Genomic DNA, 14,162 nt, shown 5'->3' with positions numbered 1-14,162 from the left:
CCGTAAGAAATCAGCGCTGCGCCTTGCCCTCAAACACCAGATCGAGAAAATTGCCGAGCCAGGCCCTCAGCGGCGTGTCGAACAACATGCGGCCTTCTAGATGCTGGCTGCCCACCTGCGCATTCGGCATGCCAAACCGCTGCGCGCCGCGCACCACCCAGCTGTGCATCATGGCACGGGTCAGTTCGGCGTGAAACTGCAGGCCCCAGGCGTTTTTTCCGTAACGATAGGCCTGGTTAGGGTAGGTTTCGCCCGATGCCAGCAATTCGGCGCCGCGCGGTAGCTCGAACCCCTCCTTGTGAAAATGATAGACCATCTTCGGCCAGTGCGGCATCAGAAGCCGGCCATGTTCGGTGGCATGGAGCGGATACCAGCCGATCTCTACCTTGCCTTCCCTGTCTGCCTCAACCTTGCCGCCCAGATGTTTTGACAGCATCTGTGCACCGAGACAGATGCCGAGAAAGGGCTTGTCTTCCTTCAGAGGCACCTTCAGCCAGTCGATTTCGGCTTTGATGTAATCATGCGGGTCGTTGGCGCTCATCGGGCCGCCGAAGATGATGGCACCTGCATGGTGCGCCAGCGTCGGCGGCAGGTCGTCGCCAAGTGCCGGACGCCTTATATCCAGACGATATCCCTTCTCCACCAGCATCTGGCCGACGCGGCCGGGCGTTGAGCGTTCCTGGTGCAGGACAATAAGCAGCGAGGGTTGTTGTTTCTGTTGCCTGGAGGGGTCAAACAGCATCGTCTTCGTTTTCGCTTTCTTCAGCAGGGCCGGACCTCGTGGCGGCCTGCTGACGTTGCAGAACCCTGTCGCGCACGGAAACACCAAGCAGATCGGCAACGCGCCAGATCACGTGATCTTCCATTTCGCTTCGTTCCCCGTCAGCGTAAACAATATCCCATAATATGCCAATAAGCTCGACACGCTGATCCTCATCGAGGTGGCGGCGAATATCGGCCGTGAAGCGATAATAATCGACGGCTTCCTTACCCGCCTCCTGCCCGGCTGCGAGAAGTGCATCGAGCTTGCCGCCATCGAGATGATAATAATCGTGCAGGATTTCCCGCAGGCGTTCACGCTCGCTTTTAGAGACGGTGCCGTCAGCTTCCATCACCTGAAAACAGAGGGCGGCGACGGCCACCCGCAAATCATCCGGGCTGAAATCTCCTGCATTCGGGCCGACGAGGTTCTGGATGAAAGACTGAAATTGCTGGAACATCGATTGCCTGCCGGTCAGAAGAGTTTAAGCCGCGTTTTGGGTTCGGCTTCCGTGCCTGATTTCTTGACGCCGGGGTCGTCCGGCGCCCCACCGAAAAACGGCACGGGTTCCGTCTTCGCGGCCGCCCCGTCGTTCTGCGGCGGTGCGTCGATGGTCGCAGGTTTTTTCGCCGTAGCGGCGGCCGGCTTCACCTCGACCGTTGTCGTGGGCACGGGCTTCGGCTCAGCTCTGGTTTCTGGCGGGCTTTCAACGACGATTGTTCTCGCGGCCGGTTCGGTCTTGGCCGGCGCTGCCGCAAGCGCATTTTCAATCGTCATATCTTCAACCGGCCCTTCGAGCTGGCCGAAAGGTGCCTTCCATTCGAAGGCATCGAGACGCCCCGTGACAGGCGAGACAGGGAGCCATTTTTCCGATACGACGCCATCGGCGACCCAAGCCGGATCACGCGGCGCGCGCAGTGCCTGCGCCATCCAATACCGCACGCGTCCCTGGTCCCCGGTTTCGGCTTCCTCGATATCGGCCATCAACAGGAAAATGCTTTCACGTGGCTCGATGCGGGCGGCGGCTTCGGCCTTTTCCCGCGCCCGCCCGAATTCTTTTGCGTCAAGCGCTGCCTGCGCCACCGCAAACAGCGACTCGATATTATTCGGCTTCAGACTTTCGAGCCGCTCAGCGCGTTTGAGGCGGTCGATAGCGGTGTCGCCGCTGCGCGCGCGGACATATAGCTCCGCGATCTGCGGATGAGGATCATTCTTCCAGACAGGCTCGAGAACGGCTGCTGCTTTGCGCAGATTGTCTTCACGCAGATAGGATTTTGCTGCAACCAGCGCGGCCGGAACGAGGCCTTTGGCGAGTTTCAGGGCGTGCTTTGCGTCCTCGCGTGCGCCGACCGGATCGCTTTCAAGCTTTTCACTGGCTTTTGCGGTAAGAAGCACCGCCTTTAACCGTTCCGCCTCACCGCGCTCGATAACGCGTGCCGCCTTCTGTTGGTCAAGCAGACGGATCGCGTCATCCCACTGACCGGTGCGGCAGCGATTTTCCAGTGTCGCCTGCGCTGCCCACGGCAGGTAAGGTGCTTTTTCCGCGGCATCCTCTGCATATTGCTGGGCGGCTTCGTAGGCGCCCTGCCGGCGGGCTTCGATATAAAGGCCACGAAGCCCAAGCTCACGTGTCTCTGGATCACGGGCCATCGCCTCGAATTTGCGCCGGGCGTCATCGTATTTGCCTTCGATGAGATCGGCCTGCGCATCCAGCAGGTGAATCAGTGGCTCCTGATCGGCGCTGAGCAGCCCCTGCGTGCGGGCCGTCATCTTGCGGGCGAGAAGGGCGTTGCCAGCGCCGGCGGCAATCAATCCGGTGGATAGCGCCTGATAACCGCGGTCGCGTTTGCGGGCGCGGAAATAGCGACGTGCGGCGTTGGGCGATGTCCAGATGGCGTTGATGACCCACCAGACAAGCATCACGACGGCAACCAGCGCCGCGATCATGGCGGCGGCAACCATCAGGCTCATTTCGATCAACTGCCCCTGCCAGACGATCGAAAGGACGCCGGGTCTGTCGGCAAGCCAGGAGAAACCGAAACCAAGCGCCAGGACGATAAGGACAAACGTCAGGATTTTTGTCATGTCCTTACCCCTGCTTGCCGGTGCTGGTGATGGCACGGTTCAACGTGCCGCCGACCAGGTTTTCAACCTCGATACGCGCATCAAGCGACTTCTTATAGTCGGCGGAGGCCGACTTGGCGGCCTCGGGCAGCCCGTTCCACTCGAGGGCCGCGCCTTGCAGATCGCCGTTGCGCAACTTGTTCTCCATGCGTGCGATCATCGCTTCCGGCGTCTCTCCCTCGATATTTCCGACCGGGCGAACCTTGACGAGCGACAAGGCGCTTTCGGTCAGCCGTTCCATGATGCCCTGATTGGGGTCCGGCTGATTGATGGCGGACAGCATGGCATTGGCGACATCGGGAAATTTCTGCATCAGTTCCGAGCGCGACGGAACACCGGTAGCGGCAAACGATCGCAGGGAAGCGATTGCGTGATCGTCAGGCGTTACCTTTGAAAGGGTGTCGAGTTCGGTCAGGAAGGGGCCGCCACGGTCGATCGCAGCTTTCAGCCCGGCCGAGGCAATGGCGCGTGCCACTTCAATATCGTCTCTCGGTTCGTTGATCTTGGCTTCCGCATCCGAAAGGCGGCGCGTCAGGTCTGCAGTCACGGAGGCCTGCGCGGAGCGCTCGGACTGAAGGGTGGATTCCAACGCGGCAATTTTTTCGGCAAGCCCGTCCGCCTGCGGCGCCTCGCCTTTTGCCTCGAGAGCGGCAAGACGCTGTTCAAGCGCCGAGCTGTCCGCTGCTGGCGCATTGGCGATTTGCTGGCGAAGGTTGGCTATATCCGTTTTCAGGTATGCAATTTCATCGTTACCAGCCCGTCCAGAGTTGGCGGAGGGAAGGATGCCTGCATATTGCATGCTGCCGGCGGCGGCGAGCGCCACAAGCCCGCCAACGATACCGGCGGCGATGAGGCCAGAGGTCGCGGCCTGGCGGCGCTCCGTCTGCGGGGGAGCCGGCGGCTTGGTTGGTCCTGACGACAAGTTGGCGCTTGATGTCTTTGCAGAGGCGCTGCCCGCTGTGCTGGAAGACGATGTCGGACCAAAAGCTGGTTTCGAAGCCGCCGCTGCCGTTGCGGCCGCGGCGGCACTGGTCGCCTCCGGTTTTGCGTCGATTTTCGGCGCGGTAGACGCTGATGACAGCGGCTCTTTCCGCTTTTCCGAAGCGCTATCCGCCTTCTGTTCCGCAGCGGCTGCCGGGGCCGGTTTGGCCACGTTAGGCTCGGGTTCGATGCTGGTTTTCTTCGTCTCCCACAGGGGTGCCGTCGAGGCAGTTGCGGCTGTATCGGCTGTATCGGGCTTGGATTCGGAGGCGCTCGCTCCAGTCGTCGCAGCGGGCGTGCCCTCCTCGGGCTTTTCGTCCGCCTTTTCAGCGTCACCATCGGCGGAAATTGCTTTCACGTCTTTGGCGTCCAGGTCAATGGTGACCGGTTCGGCTTTGGACTTGGAGTGGCGTGGCGGCTTTCCCGATACCATGACAACCTCATTTCTGCCTGCAGTAATCTAAACCTAGTCAGTGACGGCGGCAAAGGAAAGAGGTGAGCTCCAATTAGGTTCCAGGCTGACGGCCCAGAAGCTGAAACATCGCCGCCTCGCTCGGCTCTTCGGCAGCGAAGGATTGGCAGCGGAAGATGGCCGGAACCAGAGAAAGCACGTTGCGGCTGATGCAGATAAAGCGTGTCGCGGCTAGCGCGGTCGTCAACTTAGTGGCCGATACGTGATGAAAGAAGGTCCGTGCCGCCTCGGAAGAATAGAGCATCACCACATCGGCGGGCGTCGTCACAAGCGCGGTCTCGAGGTCCTCTTCAGATATCGTTGAGGGCAACATTTCATAACAGTCTATGGAGTTGAACGGAATACCCGCTGCAGCCAGGCTTTCTTCGAAGACTTTGCCACGGGGCCTGCCAGCGAGATAAAGCAGTGGCTGCCCTCTAGAGAAAAGTGAATGATGCGCTTTCACGAGCGCGGCGAGCGATACGGCATCTCCGGCGGCGGTGAATATCTGCCGAAAGCCACTCTTTTCCGCAGCCTCGGCGGTAGCTCCGCCAACCGCAAAAAGCGGCTTCGACAGGTGGGGCGCCAATTGTTCCGCGAAAGGATTTAGTGCACGTACTGCTTCTGCGCTGGTTACGGCAATTGCCCCCAGCGAATCCGAAAGGGCCTGGACGGCGCGGGTTCCATGGTGGGCTGGATAAAACAGCGGCAGAAGCACCGGCCTGTAGCCAAGCGCTTCGAGTTTTGCGGCCGTCCTTTCGCCCGAACGCTGCGGCCGGGTGACGACGATCCGCATCGTTCAGCTCCAGCCTTCGAAGAAACTGCTGCCGGCCCTCGCGCGCACCTTTTCGCCAGCCTGGATTCCGAGCTTCACCGCATCGGCGCTATTGCCGGAAATCTCGACGCCGTGGCTCGTCTGGCCGTCGGGCGTGAGAATAAGCCCGTAAAAATGCAGTGCTTCGCCATCGCAGGTGGCATAGCCGGCAATGGGCGTGCGACAGGAACCATCCAGCGCTGCGAGGAAGGCGCGCTCACAGGTCACGGCATCAAATGTCGGCAGGTCGTTTATCGACGCTAGCAGCGCGTCCATGCGTTTGTCCCCGATGCGGCTTTCGACGCAGATTGCACCCTGTGCCGGCGCCGGTGGGAATTCTTTCGGATCGAGAATTTCTGTCGGCACATGCTCCTTACCGAGCCGTTTCAGGCCGGCGAAGGCAAGCAGGGTCGCATCGGCCTGGCCTTCTTCGAGCTTCCGCAGGCGCGTGTCCACCAGACCGCGGAAAATGATGACGTTCAGGTCCGGCCTTAGGCGGCGGATCAGCGCCTGACGGCGCAGGGATGCTGAGCCGACGACGGCTCCATGCTGCAGTTCCAGAAGCTTTGGCGCGGTGCGGCCGATAAAGGCATCGCGCATGTCCTCACGCGGCAGGAAAGCGGAGAGATGAAGGCCTTCCGGCAGAACGGTGGGCATGTCCTTGGAGGAGTGGACCGCGATATCAAGTTCTCCAGACAGAAGCTGGCTCTCCAGCTCCTCGGTGAACAGGCCCTTGCCGCCGATCTCCGACAGGGCGCGGTCGGTGATCCGGTCACCCTTGGTAGAGAGAACGACGATTTCGAACATCTCTTCCGGCAGGCCGTGCGCGGCCATGAGCCGGCTGCGCGTCTCATATGCCTGTGCAAGCGCCAGCGGGCTGCCGCGCGTGCCGATTCGGAAAGGTTTTGTTTGCATCCGCGTCTATCCATTGTTACCGGAGTTGTCTTAGACCAACTCAGCGCATGATCGCAATGAACGAACAGATCTGATGACCCCCTTTCTTCGTATTCTCGGCATAGAGACAAGCTGTGACGAAACCGCTGCATCCGTTGTGGTTCGGCACGCTGATGGGCGTGGCGAGATCGTCTCCGACGTCGTTTTGTCGCAGCTTGAGGAACACAGCGCCTATGGCGGCGTCGTCCCTGAAATCGCGGCGCGCGCCCATGTCGAGGCGCTTGACGCCCTCGTCGAAGAGGCGCTGGAAAAAGCGGGAGTCACACTCGCCGATGTCGATGCCATCGCCGCCACCTCCGGTCCCGGTCTGATCGGTGGCCTGTTGGTTGGGTTGATGACGGGCAAGGCGATTGCCAAGGCGGCAGGCAAGCCGCTCTACGCCATCAATCATCTGGAGGGGCATGCGCTGACGGCGCGGCTGACCGACGGTCTTTCTTTCCCTTACCTGATGCTCCTGGTCTCCGGTGGCCACACACAACTGGTGCTGGTGCGGGGCGTGGGCGACTATGAGCGCTGGGGCACCACCATCGATGACGCGCTCGGGGAAGCCTTCGACAAAACCGCGAAACTTCTGGGGCTGCCCTATCCGGGCGGGCCTGCGGTTGAAAAGGCGGCCGCGAGAGGCGACCCGAACCGCTTTCCGCTACCGCGTCCCATGGTCGGCGAAACACGTCTCGATTTCTCATTCTCCGGTTTGAAGACGGCGGTAAGGCAGGCGGCGACGGCTATCGCACCGCTGTCCGAACAGGATATCGCCGATATATGCGCGTCCTTCCAGAAGGCTGTCTCACGCACTTTGAAAGACCGGATCGGCCGAGGTCTCCTTCGGTTCAAACAGGAGTTTCCGCAGCTCGAGACGATGCCTGCGCTTGTTGTCGCTGGCGGCGTCGCGGCCAATACCGAAATCCGCCAGACCTTGCAGTCGCTGTGCGATAGCAACGGCTTCCGCTTCATCGCGCCGCCCCACCGGCTGTGCACGGACAATGCCGCCATGATCGCCTGGGCTGGGCTTGAGCGAATGGCTGATGGTCGAGACGCTGATCCGCTGGAAATCGCGCCACGCTCGCGCTGGCCGCTTGATGGCCGCGCGGAGACATTGATCGGTTTCGGTAAAAGGGGAGCCAAGGCGTGATGCAGCGCGAAAAAATCGTCGTCATAGGTGCCGGGGCCTTCGGAACCGCTCTCGCCGTCGTCATCGCTCTGGAGAACCGGCACGATGTGACCCTGCTTGGCCGAGATCCGTCACTGATGGCTGACCTGACCAGCGACCGCGTGCACGATGCGGCGCTGCCAGGCGTCGAGCTGCCGGACACGCTTCAATTTTCCGCCGAGTCGGATGTCCTCTCCGATGCCGGCATCGTGCTTTTCGCCATGCCTTCCCAATCTCACGCGGATGCGGCCCGTCATTACGGCCCCTATCTGGCTGATCAGTCGCTTATTGTCACCTGCGCCAAGGGCATCGACCGCAGTTCTGGTCGCCTGTTGACGGCATTGCTCGAAGCGGAATTGCCTCATCATCCTATTGGCGTGCTTTCGGGGCCGGGCTTTGCTGCTGATATTGCCCGCGGCCTGCCGACGGCCATGGCAATTGCGGCTGATGACGCCGCGATCGCGGAACGGCTGGCAACATCGATTTCCGGCCGGACCTTTCGGCTTTATGCCTCGACCGACCGTATCGGCGTGCAACTGGGCGGGGCGCTGAAGAACGTGCTTGCCATTGCCGCTGGCATTGTCGAAGGGGCGGGCCTTGGCGATTCTGCCCGCGCGGCGCTGATTTCGCGTGGGCTCGCGGAAATGTCGCGGCTGGTCGTTGCGATGGGCGGCAAGGCGGATACGGTGCGCGGGCTCTCGGGTTTGGGCGATCTGGTTCTGACCGCGACGAGCCATCAGTCCCGTAATCTTCGCTTCGGGATCGCCCTGGGCGAGGGCAAGGGCAAGGATATGTCCGGCGGGCTGGTCGAGGGCGCTTATGCGGCAGCCGTCGCTGCCCGGCTTGCACATCAGTACGGTGTCGAGATGCCCGTCACCGAAGCCGTGGCTGCCATTATCGACGGCAATCTCGATGTGGCGAGTGCCATGCAACAATTGATGACGCGGCCCATCACCACCGAGTGAGCGTGGGGCGGTCGCATAGGATTCACGCATGTTACGCTCCCGAAACGCCATTCGCGTTGGGAAACATGCTCTAGCAAGGAGACGAAAATGCTGTTTGCCTTTATCTGCAAGGACAAGCCCGGCCATCTGAACGTGCGCATGGAGACCCGCCCGGCGCATCTGGAGCATCTGAACAAACTCAATGCGGAAGGCACCCTGAAGATTGCCGGCCCGTTTCTGGATGCCGAAGGAAAGCCGAATGGCAGCCTCGTCATTGTGGAGGCGGCCGATATCGAGGCGGCGAAGGCGCTCGCCGATGCCGATCCCTATGCCAAGGCCGGCCTGTTCGAGAGCGTTGATGTAAAGCCCTATAATTGGGTCTTCAATAATCCGGGAGCGTGATCTGGCATGGCGAATTATTGGCTTTACAAGTCCGAGCCGTTCAAATGGTCCTGGGAAATGCAGAAGGCCAAGGGCGAGGCCGGCGAAGAATGGACCGGTGTGCGCAATTATCAGGCCCGCAACAACATGCGCGCAATGAAGATTGGCGACAAAGGCTTCTTTTATCATTCCAATGAAGGGCTGGATGTCGTCGGCATCGTTGAAGTCTGCGCGCTGTCGCACCCGGACTCAACGGCCGAAGGCGACCCGAAGTGGGACTGCGTGGATATTCGCGCCGTCTGCGACATGCCGCAGCCGGTGTCACTCAAGGATGTCAAAGCCAATCCGAAACTGGCGCAGATGTCCCTGGTCACCTCAATGCGGCTCTCCGTCCAGCCGGTCACGGAAGAGGAATATCTTGAGGTCTGCCGCATGGGCGGGCTGAACAACCCTCCGAAATCCCCGGATTGACGCCTCGGTGAGGACCGATCCCGAACGCTTCATCCTCGACAATACCGGCATCATGCATCCCCCGCATGTGCCGGAACTCTCCCTTCATCTCGCCACCGAAGCGCATGACCTCTGGCTGAAGACGGAGGAGGAGCTGGAAGAGATCGGTCTGCCGCCGCCCTTCTGGGCCTTTGCCTGGGCGGGCGGGCAGGGGCTTGCCCGGTATGTGCTCGATCATCCTGAATGCGTGAGCGGCAGGCGTGTAGTGGATTTTGCCAGCGGCTCCGGGCTGGTTGCCATTGCGGCTGCGAAGGCCGGTGCGGCGACGGTGCTTGCCGCCGATATAGATCCGTGGACGGAAACGGCTGTTCGGATGAATGCAGGGCTGAACGGCGTTGATATCGGCTTTACAGGTGCCGATCTGATCGGTCGCCGCATCGAGGCCGATGTTCTGCTGGCGGGAGATGTCTTCTATGACCGGACCTTCGCCGATCTTCTCGTGCCCTGGTTCGTCGAGCTCACAGAAGCGGGCGTCAGCGTTATCGTCGGCGACCCGGGCAGGGCCTACCTGCCGAAACAGCGGCTTGAGGCGCTTGCCACCTACCAGGTGGCCGTCAGCCGCGCCCTTGAGGACAGCGAAGTGAAGAAGACGACGGTGTGGCGTTTCATTTGATCAGGGCCTGATGACGCAGACGCCGTGTTCGTAGGCACAGGCGTCCCGCGCGCTTTCAGCGCTGATGGTCATGATCTTTGCCTTGGGTGCCAACAAAGAGCGGTAGCCGTCTGTGGCGATCTGCCGGGATATCCCGCTGCCGACCGCGAAATAATTGCCATTGCCTCTGACCCTGAGGGCGGAAATGCCTCCGACGTAGGTGCCGCCGGGGAGCGTGGAGGGGAGGCCATCGGTCGAAAAACTTACCTGCGACTGACGATATGTGGTGTAGCTCCGGCTGTGAAAATCGCCTGCCGCGGCGGATTGCAGGGAGATTGAAATCGCGCCTGTGACCATCATGATCAGGGCGACGATTCGATGCTGTAACATGAGCGTCATGCTCCGGATTTACGCGTTAAGAAATAGTAAATTACACCCTTTCGGAATTACGTAAAGGTAAATATTTTCGGGGTGTAAATCTTGGAAATGTTGGATTTTTTATTTTGACGCAAAAAATTTCCTAAAAAAGTGAACGCACCAATCGATTAAATTGGAAACGGCCATGAAATATGCTTGTGGTGACGCGCCCATGTGATTAAACGTCGCGGTTGGTGCAATGCACATTCCTTCGTCATGTGCTGTTGCTTGGGGGCGCCCTTCGGGCGCACGGGAAAACGCCGCGAGGTTCTGATGGCGAATGTGACAAATAACCGGCCTCTGTCGCCGCATCTTCAAATTTACAAGCCGATTCCGACGATGGTGGCCTCCATCATCCACCGTGTCACCGGCGGTGCGCTGTATTTCGGCACGCTCCTTGTTGCCTGGTGGCTGATCGCGCTTGCGTCCGGTCCCGCCTATTACGACTGGGTGAGTTGGGCGATGGGCACGATCATCGGCAAGATCATCCTGATCGGTTATACATGGGCGCTGGTCCACCACATGATCGGCGGCCTGCGCCACCTGATGTGGGACCTCGGGCACGGCTTCGAGAAGCACTTCACCACCAAGCTGGCGAAGGCCTCCTTCGTGGCGTCGATCTGTCTGACCGCGCTGATCTGGATCATCGTCCTGATCGTGCGCTGAGGAGATACTTTTATGGATATGCGTACACCTCTCGGTAAGGTTCGCGGTCTCGGCTCCGCCAAGGAAGGCACCGACCATTTCTGGCGCCAGCGCCTGACGGCTGTTTCGAACATTCCGCTGTTGACCTTTTTTGTTGTCTTCCTGATCAAATATGCCGGCGCGCCCTATCCGGAAGTTGTCGCGGCACTCTCCAATCCGCTCGTCGCGGTCATCATGGCTCTGGTGCTGGTTTCCGGCCTCATCCACATGAAGCTCGGCATGCAGGTGATCATCGAAGACTATATTCACGCCGAAGTTTCGAAACTCGTTCTTCTGATGCTGAATACATTTTTCGCGATCCTCATCGGTGGCCTGTCGATCTTCGCCATCCTGAAAATTGCATTCGTAGGATAAGTTCGCCATGGCTTCGATCAGTTCACCTTCCCAGAATGGCAAGGCCTATACCTATGTCGATCACTCCTATGACGTGATCGTCGTGGGCGCCGGTGGTGCCGGTCTGCGCGCCACGCTCGGCATGGCCGAGCAGGGTTTCAAGACCGCCTGCATCACCAAGGTTTTCCCGACGCGCTCCCATACGGTCGCGGCACAGGGCGGTATTGCCGCATCGCTCACCAATATGACGCCCGACTGTTGGCAATGGCACCTTTACGACACCGTGAAGGGCTCCGACTGGCTCGGTGACGTTGACGCGATGCAATATCTCGCCATGGAAGCGCCGAAGGCGGTCTATGAGCTGGAGCATTACGGCGTGCCCTTCTCGCGTAACGAAGAAGGCAAGATCTACCAGCGCCCGTTCGGTGGCCACATGCAGAATTATGGCGAAGGTCCGCCGGTGCAGCGCACCTGTGCCGCCGCCGACCGTACCGGTCACGCCATTCTGCATACGCTTTATGGCCAGTCGCTGCGCAACAATGCGGAATTCTTCATCGAATATTTCGCGCTCGACCTCATCATGGCTCCGGATGGCCGCTGCACCGGCGTCGTTGCCTGGAATCTCGATGACGGCACCATTCACCGTTTCGCCGCCAAGATGGTGGTGCTGGCGACTGGTGGTTACGGCCGCGCCTATTTCTCGGCGACGTCTGCCCACACCTGCACCGGCGACGGTGGCGGCATGATCGCCCGTGCGGGCCTGCCGCTTCAGGACATGGAATTTGTGCAGTTCCATCCGACCGGCATTTATGGCGCAGGCTGCCTCATTACCGAAGGCGCGCGCGGCGAAGGCGGTTATCTCGTCAACTCCGAAGGCGAGCGCTTCATGGAGCGTTATGCGCCTTCCGCGAAGGACCTTGCCTCGCGTGACGTTGTCTCCCGCTGCATGACGATGGAAATCCGTGAAGGCCGCGGCGTCGGCAAGAACAAGGATCACATCTTCCTGCATCTCGATCACCTCGATCCGGCGATCCTGCATGAGCGTCTTCCGGGCATTTCCGAAAGCGCGAAGATTTTTGCAGGCGTGGATGTTACGCGCGAGCCCATCCCGGTTCTGCCGACGGTTCACTACAATATGGGCGGCATTCCGACGAACTATTGGGGTGAAGTGCTGAACGCCAATGCTGACAACCCGGAGCGTATCGCGCCCGGCCTGATGGCGGTAGGCGAAGCCGGTTGCGCCTCGGTTCACGGCGCAAACCGCCTCGGCTCGAACTCGCTGATCGACCTCGTGGTCTTCGGTCGTGCCGCCGCCATTCGTGCCGCCCAGGTCATCAATCGTGACGAGGCGATTCCCGCTCTCGATACGGCTGCCTGCGACAGGATCATGGAGCGCTTCGACAGCCTGCGTTACGCCAACGGCTCGACGCCGACGGCGGTGCTGCGCGACAAGATGCAGCGCGCCATGCAGGACGACGCGGCCGTGTTCCGCACCCAGGAATCGCTCGAAAGCGGCTGCCGCCGTTTGTCCGACATCTGGAAGGAACTGCCCGACGTCAAGGTCACCGACCGCTCGATGGTCTGGAATTCCGATCTGGTCGAAACGCTCGAGCTGCATAACCTCATGGCCAATGCCATCACCACGGTCTACGGCGCGGAAGCGCGTAAGGAAAGCCGCGGTTCGCATGCCCGCGAGGATTTCGTCGACGGTCCGTTCGGCGGTCGCGACGATGTGAACTGGCGTAAGCATACGCTTGCCTGGGTTAACCCGGAAGGCGACGTGAAGCTCGATTATCGTCCGGTTCACACCGACCTCATCGCCGACGGCATCGATCCGAAAAAGATCGAGCCGAAGGCGCGCGTCTACTGATTTGAGGAACTGGATATGGTTGAACTCGCTCTCCCCAAGAATTCCCAGATCAGCGAAGGCAAGGTCTGGCCGAAGCCTGATGGCGCCAAGAATGTGCGCGAATACCGCATCTATCGCTGGAACCCGGATGACGGCCAGAACCCGCGTATCGACACCTTTTACATCGATGTCGATGATTGCGGGCCGATGGTTCTCGATGCGCTTCTCTACATCAAGAACAATATCGACCCGACGCTGACGCTGCGCCGTTCCTGCCGCGAAGGCATTTGTGGTTCCTGCGCGATGAATATCGACGGTACCAATACGCTCGCCTGCACGAAGGGCATGGAAGAGATCAACGGGACGGTGAAGGTTTATCCGCTGCCGCATATGCCTGTCGTGAAGGATCTTGTTCCCGACCTGTCGAACTTCTACGCCCAGCACCGCTCGATCGAGCCCTGGCTGAAGACGGTTTCGCCGACGCCGGCCAAGGAATGGAAGCAGAGCCATGAGGACCGCCTGAAGCTTGACGGTCTTTATGAGTGCATTCTTTGCGCCTGCTGCTCCACCTCCTGTCCCAGCTACTGGTGGAATGGCGACCGTTACCTTGGTCCCGCCGTTCTGCTGCAGGCCTATCGCTGGCTGATCGACAGTCGCGATGAGGCGACGGGCGAGCGTCTCGACAATCTCGAGGATCCGTTCCGTCTTTATCGCTGCCACACCATCATGAACTGCGCGCAGGCTTGCCCGAAGGGCTTGAACCCGGCCAAGGCGATCGCGGAAATCAAGAAGATGATGGTCGAACGCCGCGTCTGAAGGCGATGTCCAAGGCCAGAAATCTAGCGGGCCGCGGTCTCGACCGCGGCCCTTTTTTCAACCCGGCGTGGGAAAATTCGGTAAAAATTGACCGAAATGGTAATTATCCCGGCCATCGCTTGCGCAAGATAAGGCTTTGGTAATAATTCAGCCTTCTTGTTTGATCATCGTCTTTCCTGAAGCGAGAGAATCGGGAGCTTGATATGCAATTCAGATATGTGGTGACGGGCCTTGCCGTTGTAATGGGCCTTGCCGGTTGCCAACGTACCTCCTACGATTACAACAACAACGCCAGCAACAATCCAGGCTATACGCCACCATTGCAGGCGCAGCCGGTGCCCTCCGTTCAGTCTGGCGCCCTGCCGCCACCCGGCGGCGCGA

Annotated in this window: 16 protein-coding genes; 9 read left to right on the top strand and 7 right to left on the bottom strand. The window is 60.2% G+C overall.

Annotated elements, in window-relative coordinates; all coding sequences use genetic code 11:
• Positions 1 to 10: 10 nt before the first annotated feature.
• From ACUTJJ_RS15100 to hemC, 6 genes are all read right to left on the bottom strand, one after another.
• Positions 11 to 742, bottom strand: a complete 732-nt coding sequence (locus ACUTJJ_RS15100; protein ID WP_144578192.1) for a glutamine amidotransferase — start codon at positions 740 to 742, stop codon at positions 11 to 13.
• The gene (locus tag ACUTJJ_RS15095) at positions 732 to 1,220 is read right to left on the bottom strand and encodes a tellurite resistance TerB family protein (RefSeq protein WP_063951408.1); all 489 of its coding nucleotides are present in this window, start codon (positions 1,218 to 1,220) and stop codon (positions 732 to 734) included. Before ACUTJJ_RS15095 ends, ACUTJJ_RS15100 begins: the two co-directional genes overlap by 11 nt.
• Before the next feature lie 14 nt (positions 1,221 to 1,234).
• A complete protein-coding gene (locus ACUTJJ_RS15090; RefSeq protein ID WP_445542679.1) occupies positions 1,235 to 2,845 on the bottom strand; it encodes a heme biosynthesis protein HemY in 1,611 nt (536 codons plus the stop codon).
• Positions 2,846 to 2,849: 4 nt separating this feature from the next.
• Positions 2,850 to 4,298 carry a COG4223 family protein gene (locus ACUTJJ_RS15085; RefSeq protein ID WP_445542678.1) on the bottom strand — a complete coding sequence of 483 codons (1,449 nt, stop codon included), beginning with the start codon at positions 4,296 to 4,298 and terminating at the stop codon, positions 2,850 to 2,852.
• Between the two features lie 73 nt (positions 4,299 to 4,371).
• Positions 4,372 to 5,112 (bottom strand): uroporphyrinogen-III synthase, encoded by a 741-nt coding sequence (locus ACUTJJ_RS15080; RefSeq protein ID WP_445542677.1) that lies wholly within the window; start codon positions 5,110 to 5,112, stop codon positions 4,372 to 4,374.
• 3 nt (positions 5,113 to 5,115) lie between these two features.
• On the bottom strand, positions 5,116 to 6,045 hold the full coding sequence (hemC, locus tag ACUTJJ_RS15075) for a hydroxymethylbilane synthase (RefSeq protein WP_445542676.1): 930 nt from the start codon (positions 6,043 to 6,045) through the stop codon (positions 5,116 to 5,118).
• Between the two features lie 73 nt (positions 6,046 to 6,118).
• On the opposite strand from hemC, the gene tsaD reads away from it, so the two are divergent.
• From tsaD to ACUTJJ_RS15050, 5 genes are all read left to right on the top strand, one after another.
• Positions 6,119 to 7,216, top strand: coding sequence for a tRNA (adenosine(37)-N6)-threonylcarbamoyltransferase complex transferase subunit TsaD (gene tsaD / locus ACUTJJ_RS15070; protein WP_445542675.1), 1,098 nt, complete (start codon positions 6,119 to 6,121; stop codon positions 7,214 to 7,216).
• Positions 7,216 to 8,199 (top strand): NAD(P)H-dependent glycerol-3-phosphate dehydrogenase, encoded by a 984-nt coding sequence (locus ACUTJJ_RS15065; protein WP_445542674.1) that lies wholly within the window; start codon positions 7,216 to 7,218, stop codon positions 8,197 to 8,199. Before tsaD ends, ACUTJJ_RS15065 begins: the two co-directional genes overlap by 1 nt.
• 87 nt (positions 8,200 to 8,286) lie before the next feature.
• Positions 8,287 to 8,580, top strand: coding sequence for a YciI-like protein (locus ACUTJJ_RS15060; RefSeq protein WP_006310800.1), 294 nt, complete (start codon positions 8,287 to 8,289; stop codon positions 8,578 to 8,580).
• Positions 8,581 to 8,586: 6 nt separating this feature from the next.
• Positions 8,587 to 9,030: an EVE domain-containing protein gene (locus ACUTJJ_RS15055; protein WP_063951401.1), complete on the top strand. Its 444-nt coding sequence runs from the start codon at positions 8,587 to 8,589 to the stop codon at positions 9,028 to 9,030.
• A 7-nt stretch (positions 9,031 to 9,037) separates the two neighbouring features.
• Complete coding sequence (locus tag ACUTJJ_RS15050; RefSeq protein ID WP_144578179.1) at positions 9,038 to 9,682, top strand: class I SAM-dependent methyltransferase; 645 nt, start codon at positions 9,038 to 9,040, stop codon at positions 9,680 to 9,682.
• Here the strand turns inward: ACUTJJ_RS15050 and ACUTJJ_RS15045 are convergent, their stop codons facing one another.
• Entirely contained in the window at positions 9,683 to 10,051 is a 369-nt protein-coding gene (locus ACUTJJ_RS15045) for a hypothetical protein (RefSeq protein WP_445542673.1), read from the bottom strand. It lies immediately after the preceding gene.
• Positions 10,052 to 10,351: 300 nt separating this feature from the next.
• Between ACUTJJ_RS15045 and sdhC the strand changes: the two genes are divergently transcribed.
• From sdhC to ACUTJJ_RS15025, 4 genes are read left to right on the top strand one after another with little or no spacing between them, the layout of a single operon-like run.
• Entirely contained in the window at positions 10,352 to 10,744 is a 393-nt protein-coding gene (sdhC, locus tag ACUTJJ_RS15040) for a succinate dehydrogenase, cytochrome b556 subunit (RefSeq protein ID WP_063948317.1), read from the top strand.
• Between the two features lie 12 nt (positions 10,745 to 10,756).
• The gene (gene sdhD / locus ACUTJJ_RS15035; RefSeq protein WP_113382040.1) at positions 10,757 to 11,137 is read left to right on the top strand and encodes a succinate dehydrogenase, hydrophobic membrane anchor protein; all 381 of its coding nucleotides are present in this window, start codon (positions 10,757 to 10,759) and stop codon (positions 11,135 to 11,137) included.
• Between the two features lie 7 nt (positions 11,138 to 11,144).
• Positions 11,145 to 12,986 (top strand): succinate dehydrogenase flavoprotein subunit, encoded by a 1,842-nt coding sequence (gene sdhA, locus ACUTJJ_RS15030; protein ID WP_445542672.1) that lies wholly within the window; start codon positions 11,145 to 11,147, stop codon positions 12,984 to 12,986.
• Positions 12,987 to 13,001: 15 nt separating this feature from the next.
• Positions 13,002 to 13,781, top strand: a complete 780-nt coding sequence (locus ACUTJJ_RS15025; protein WP_080815660.1) for a succinate dehydrogenase iron-sulfur subunit — start codon at positions 13,002 to 13,004, stop codon at positions 13,779 to 13,781.
• Positions 13,782 to 14,162 lie beyond the last annotated feature (381 nt).

Source organism: Agrobacterium sp. DKPNP3 (assembly GCF_052686535.1).
This window is presented reverse-complemented; position numbering and strand designations above follow the sequence as displayed.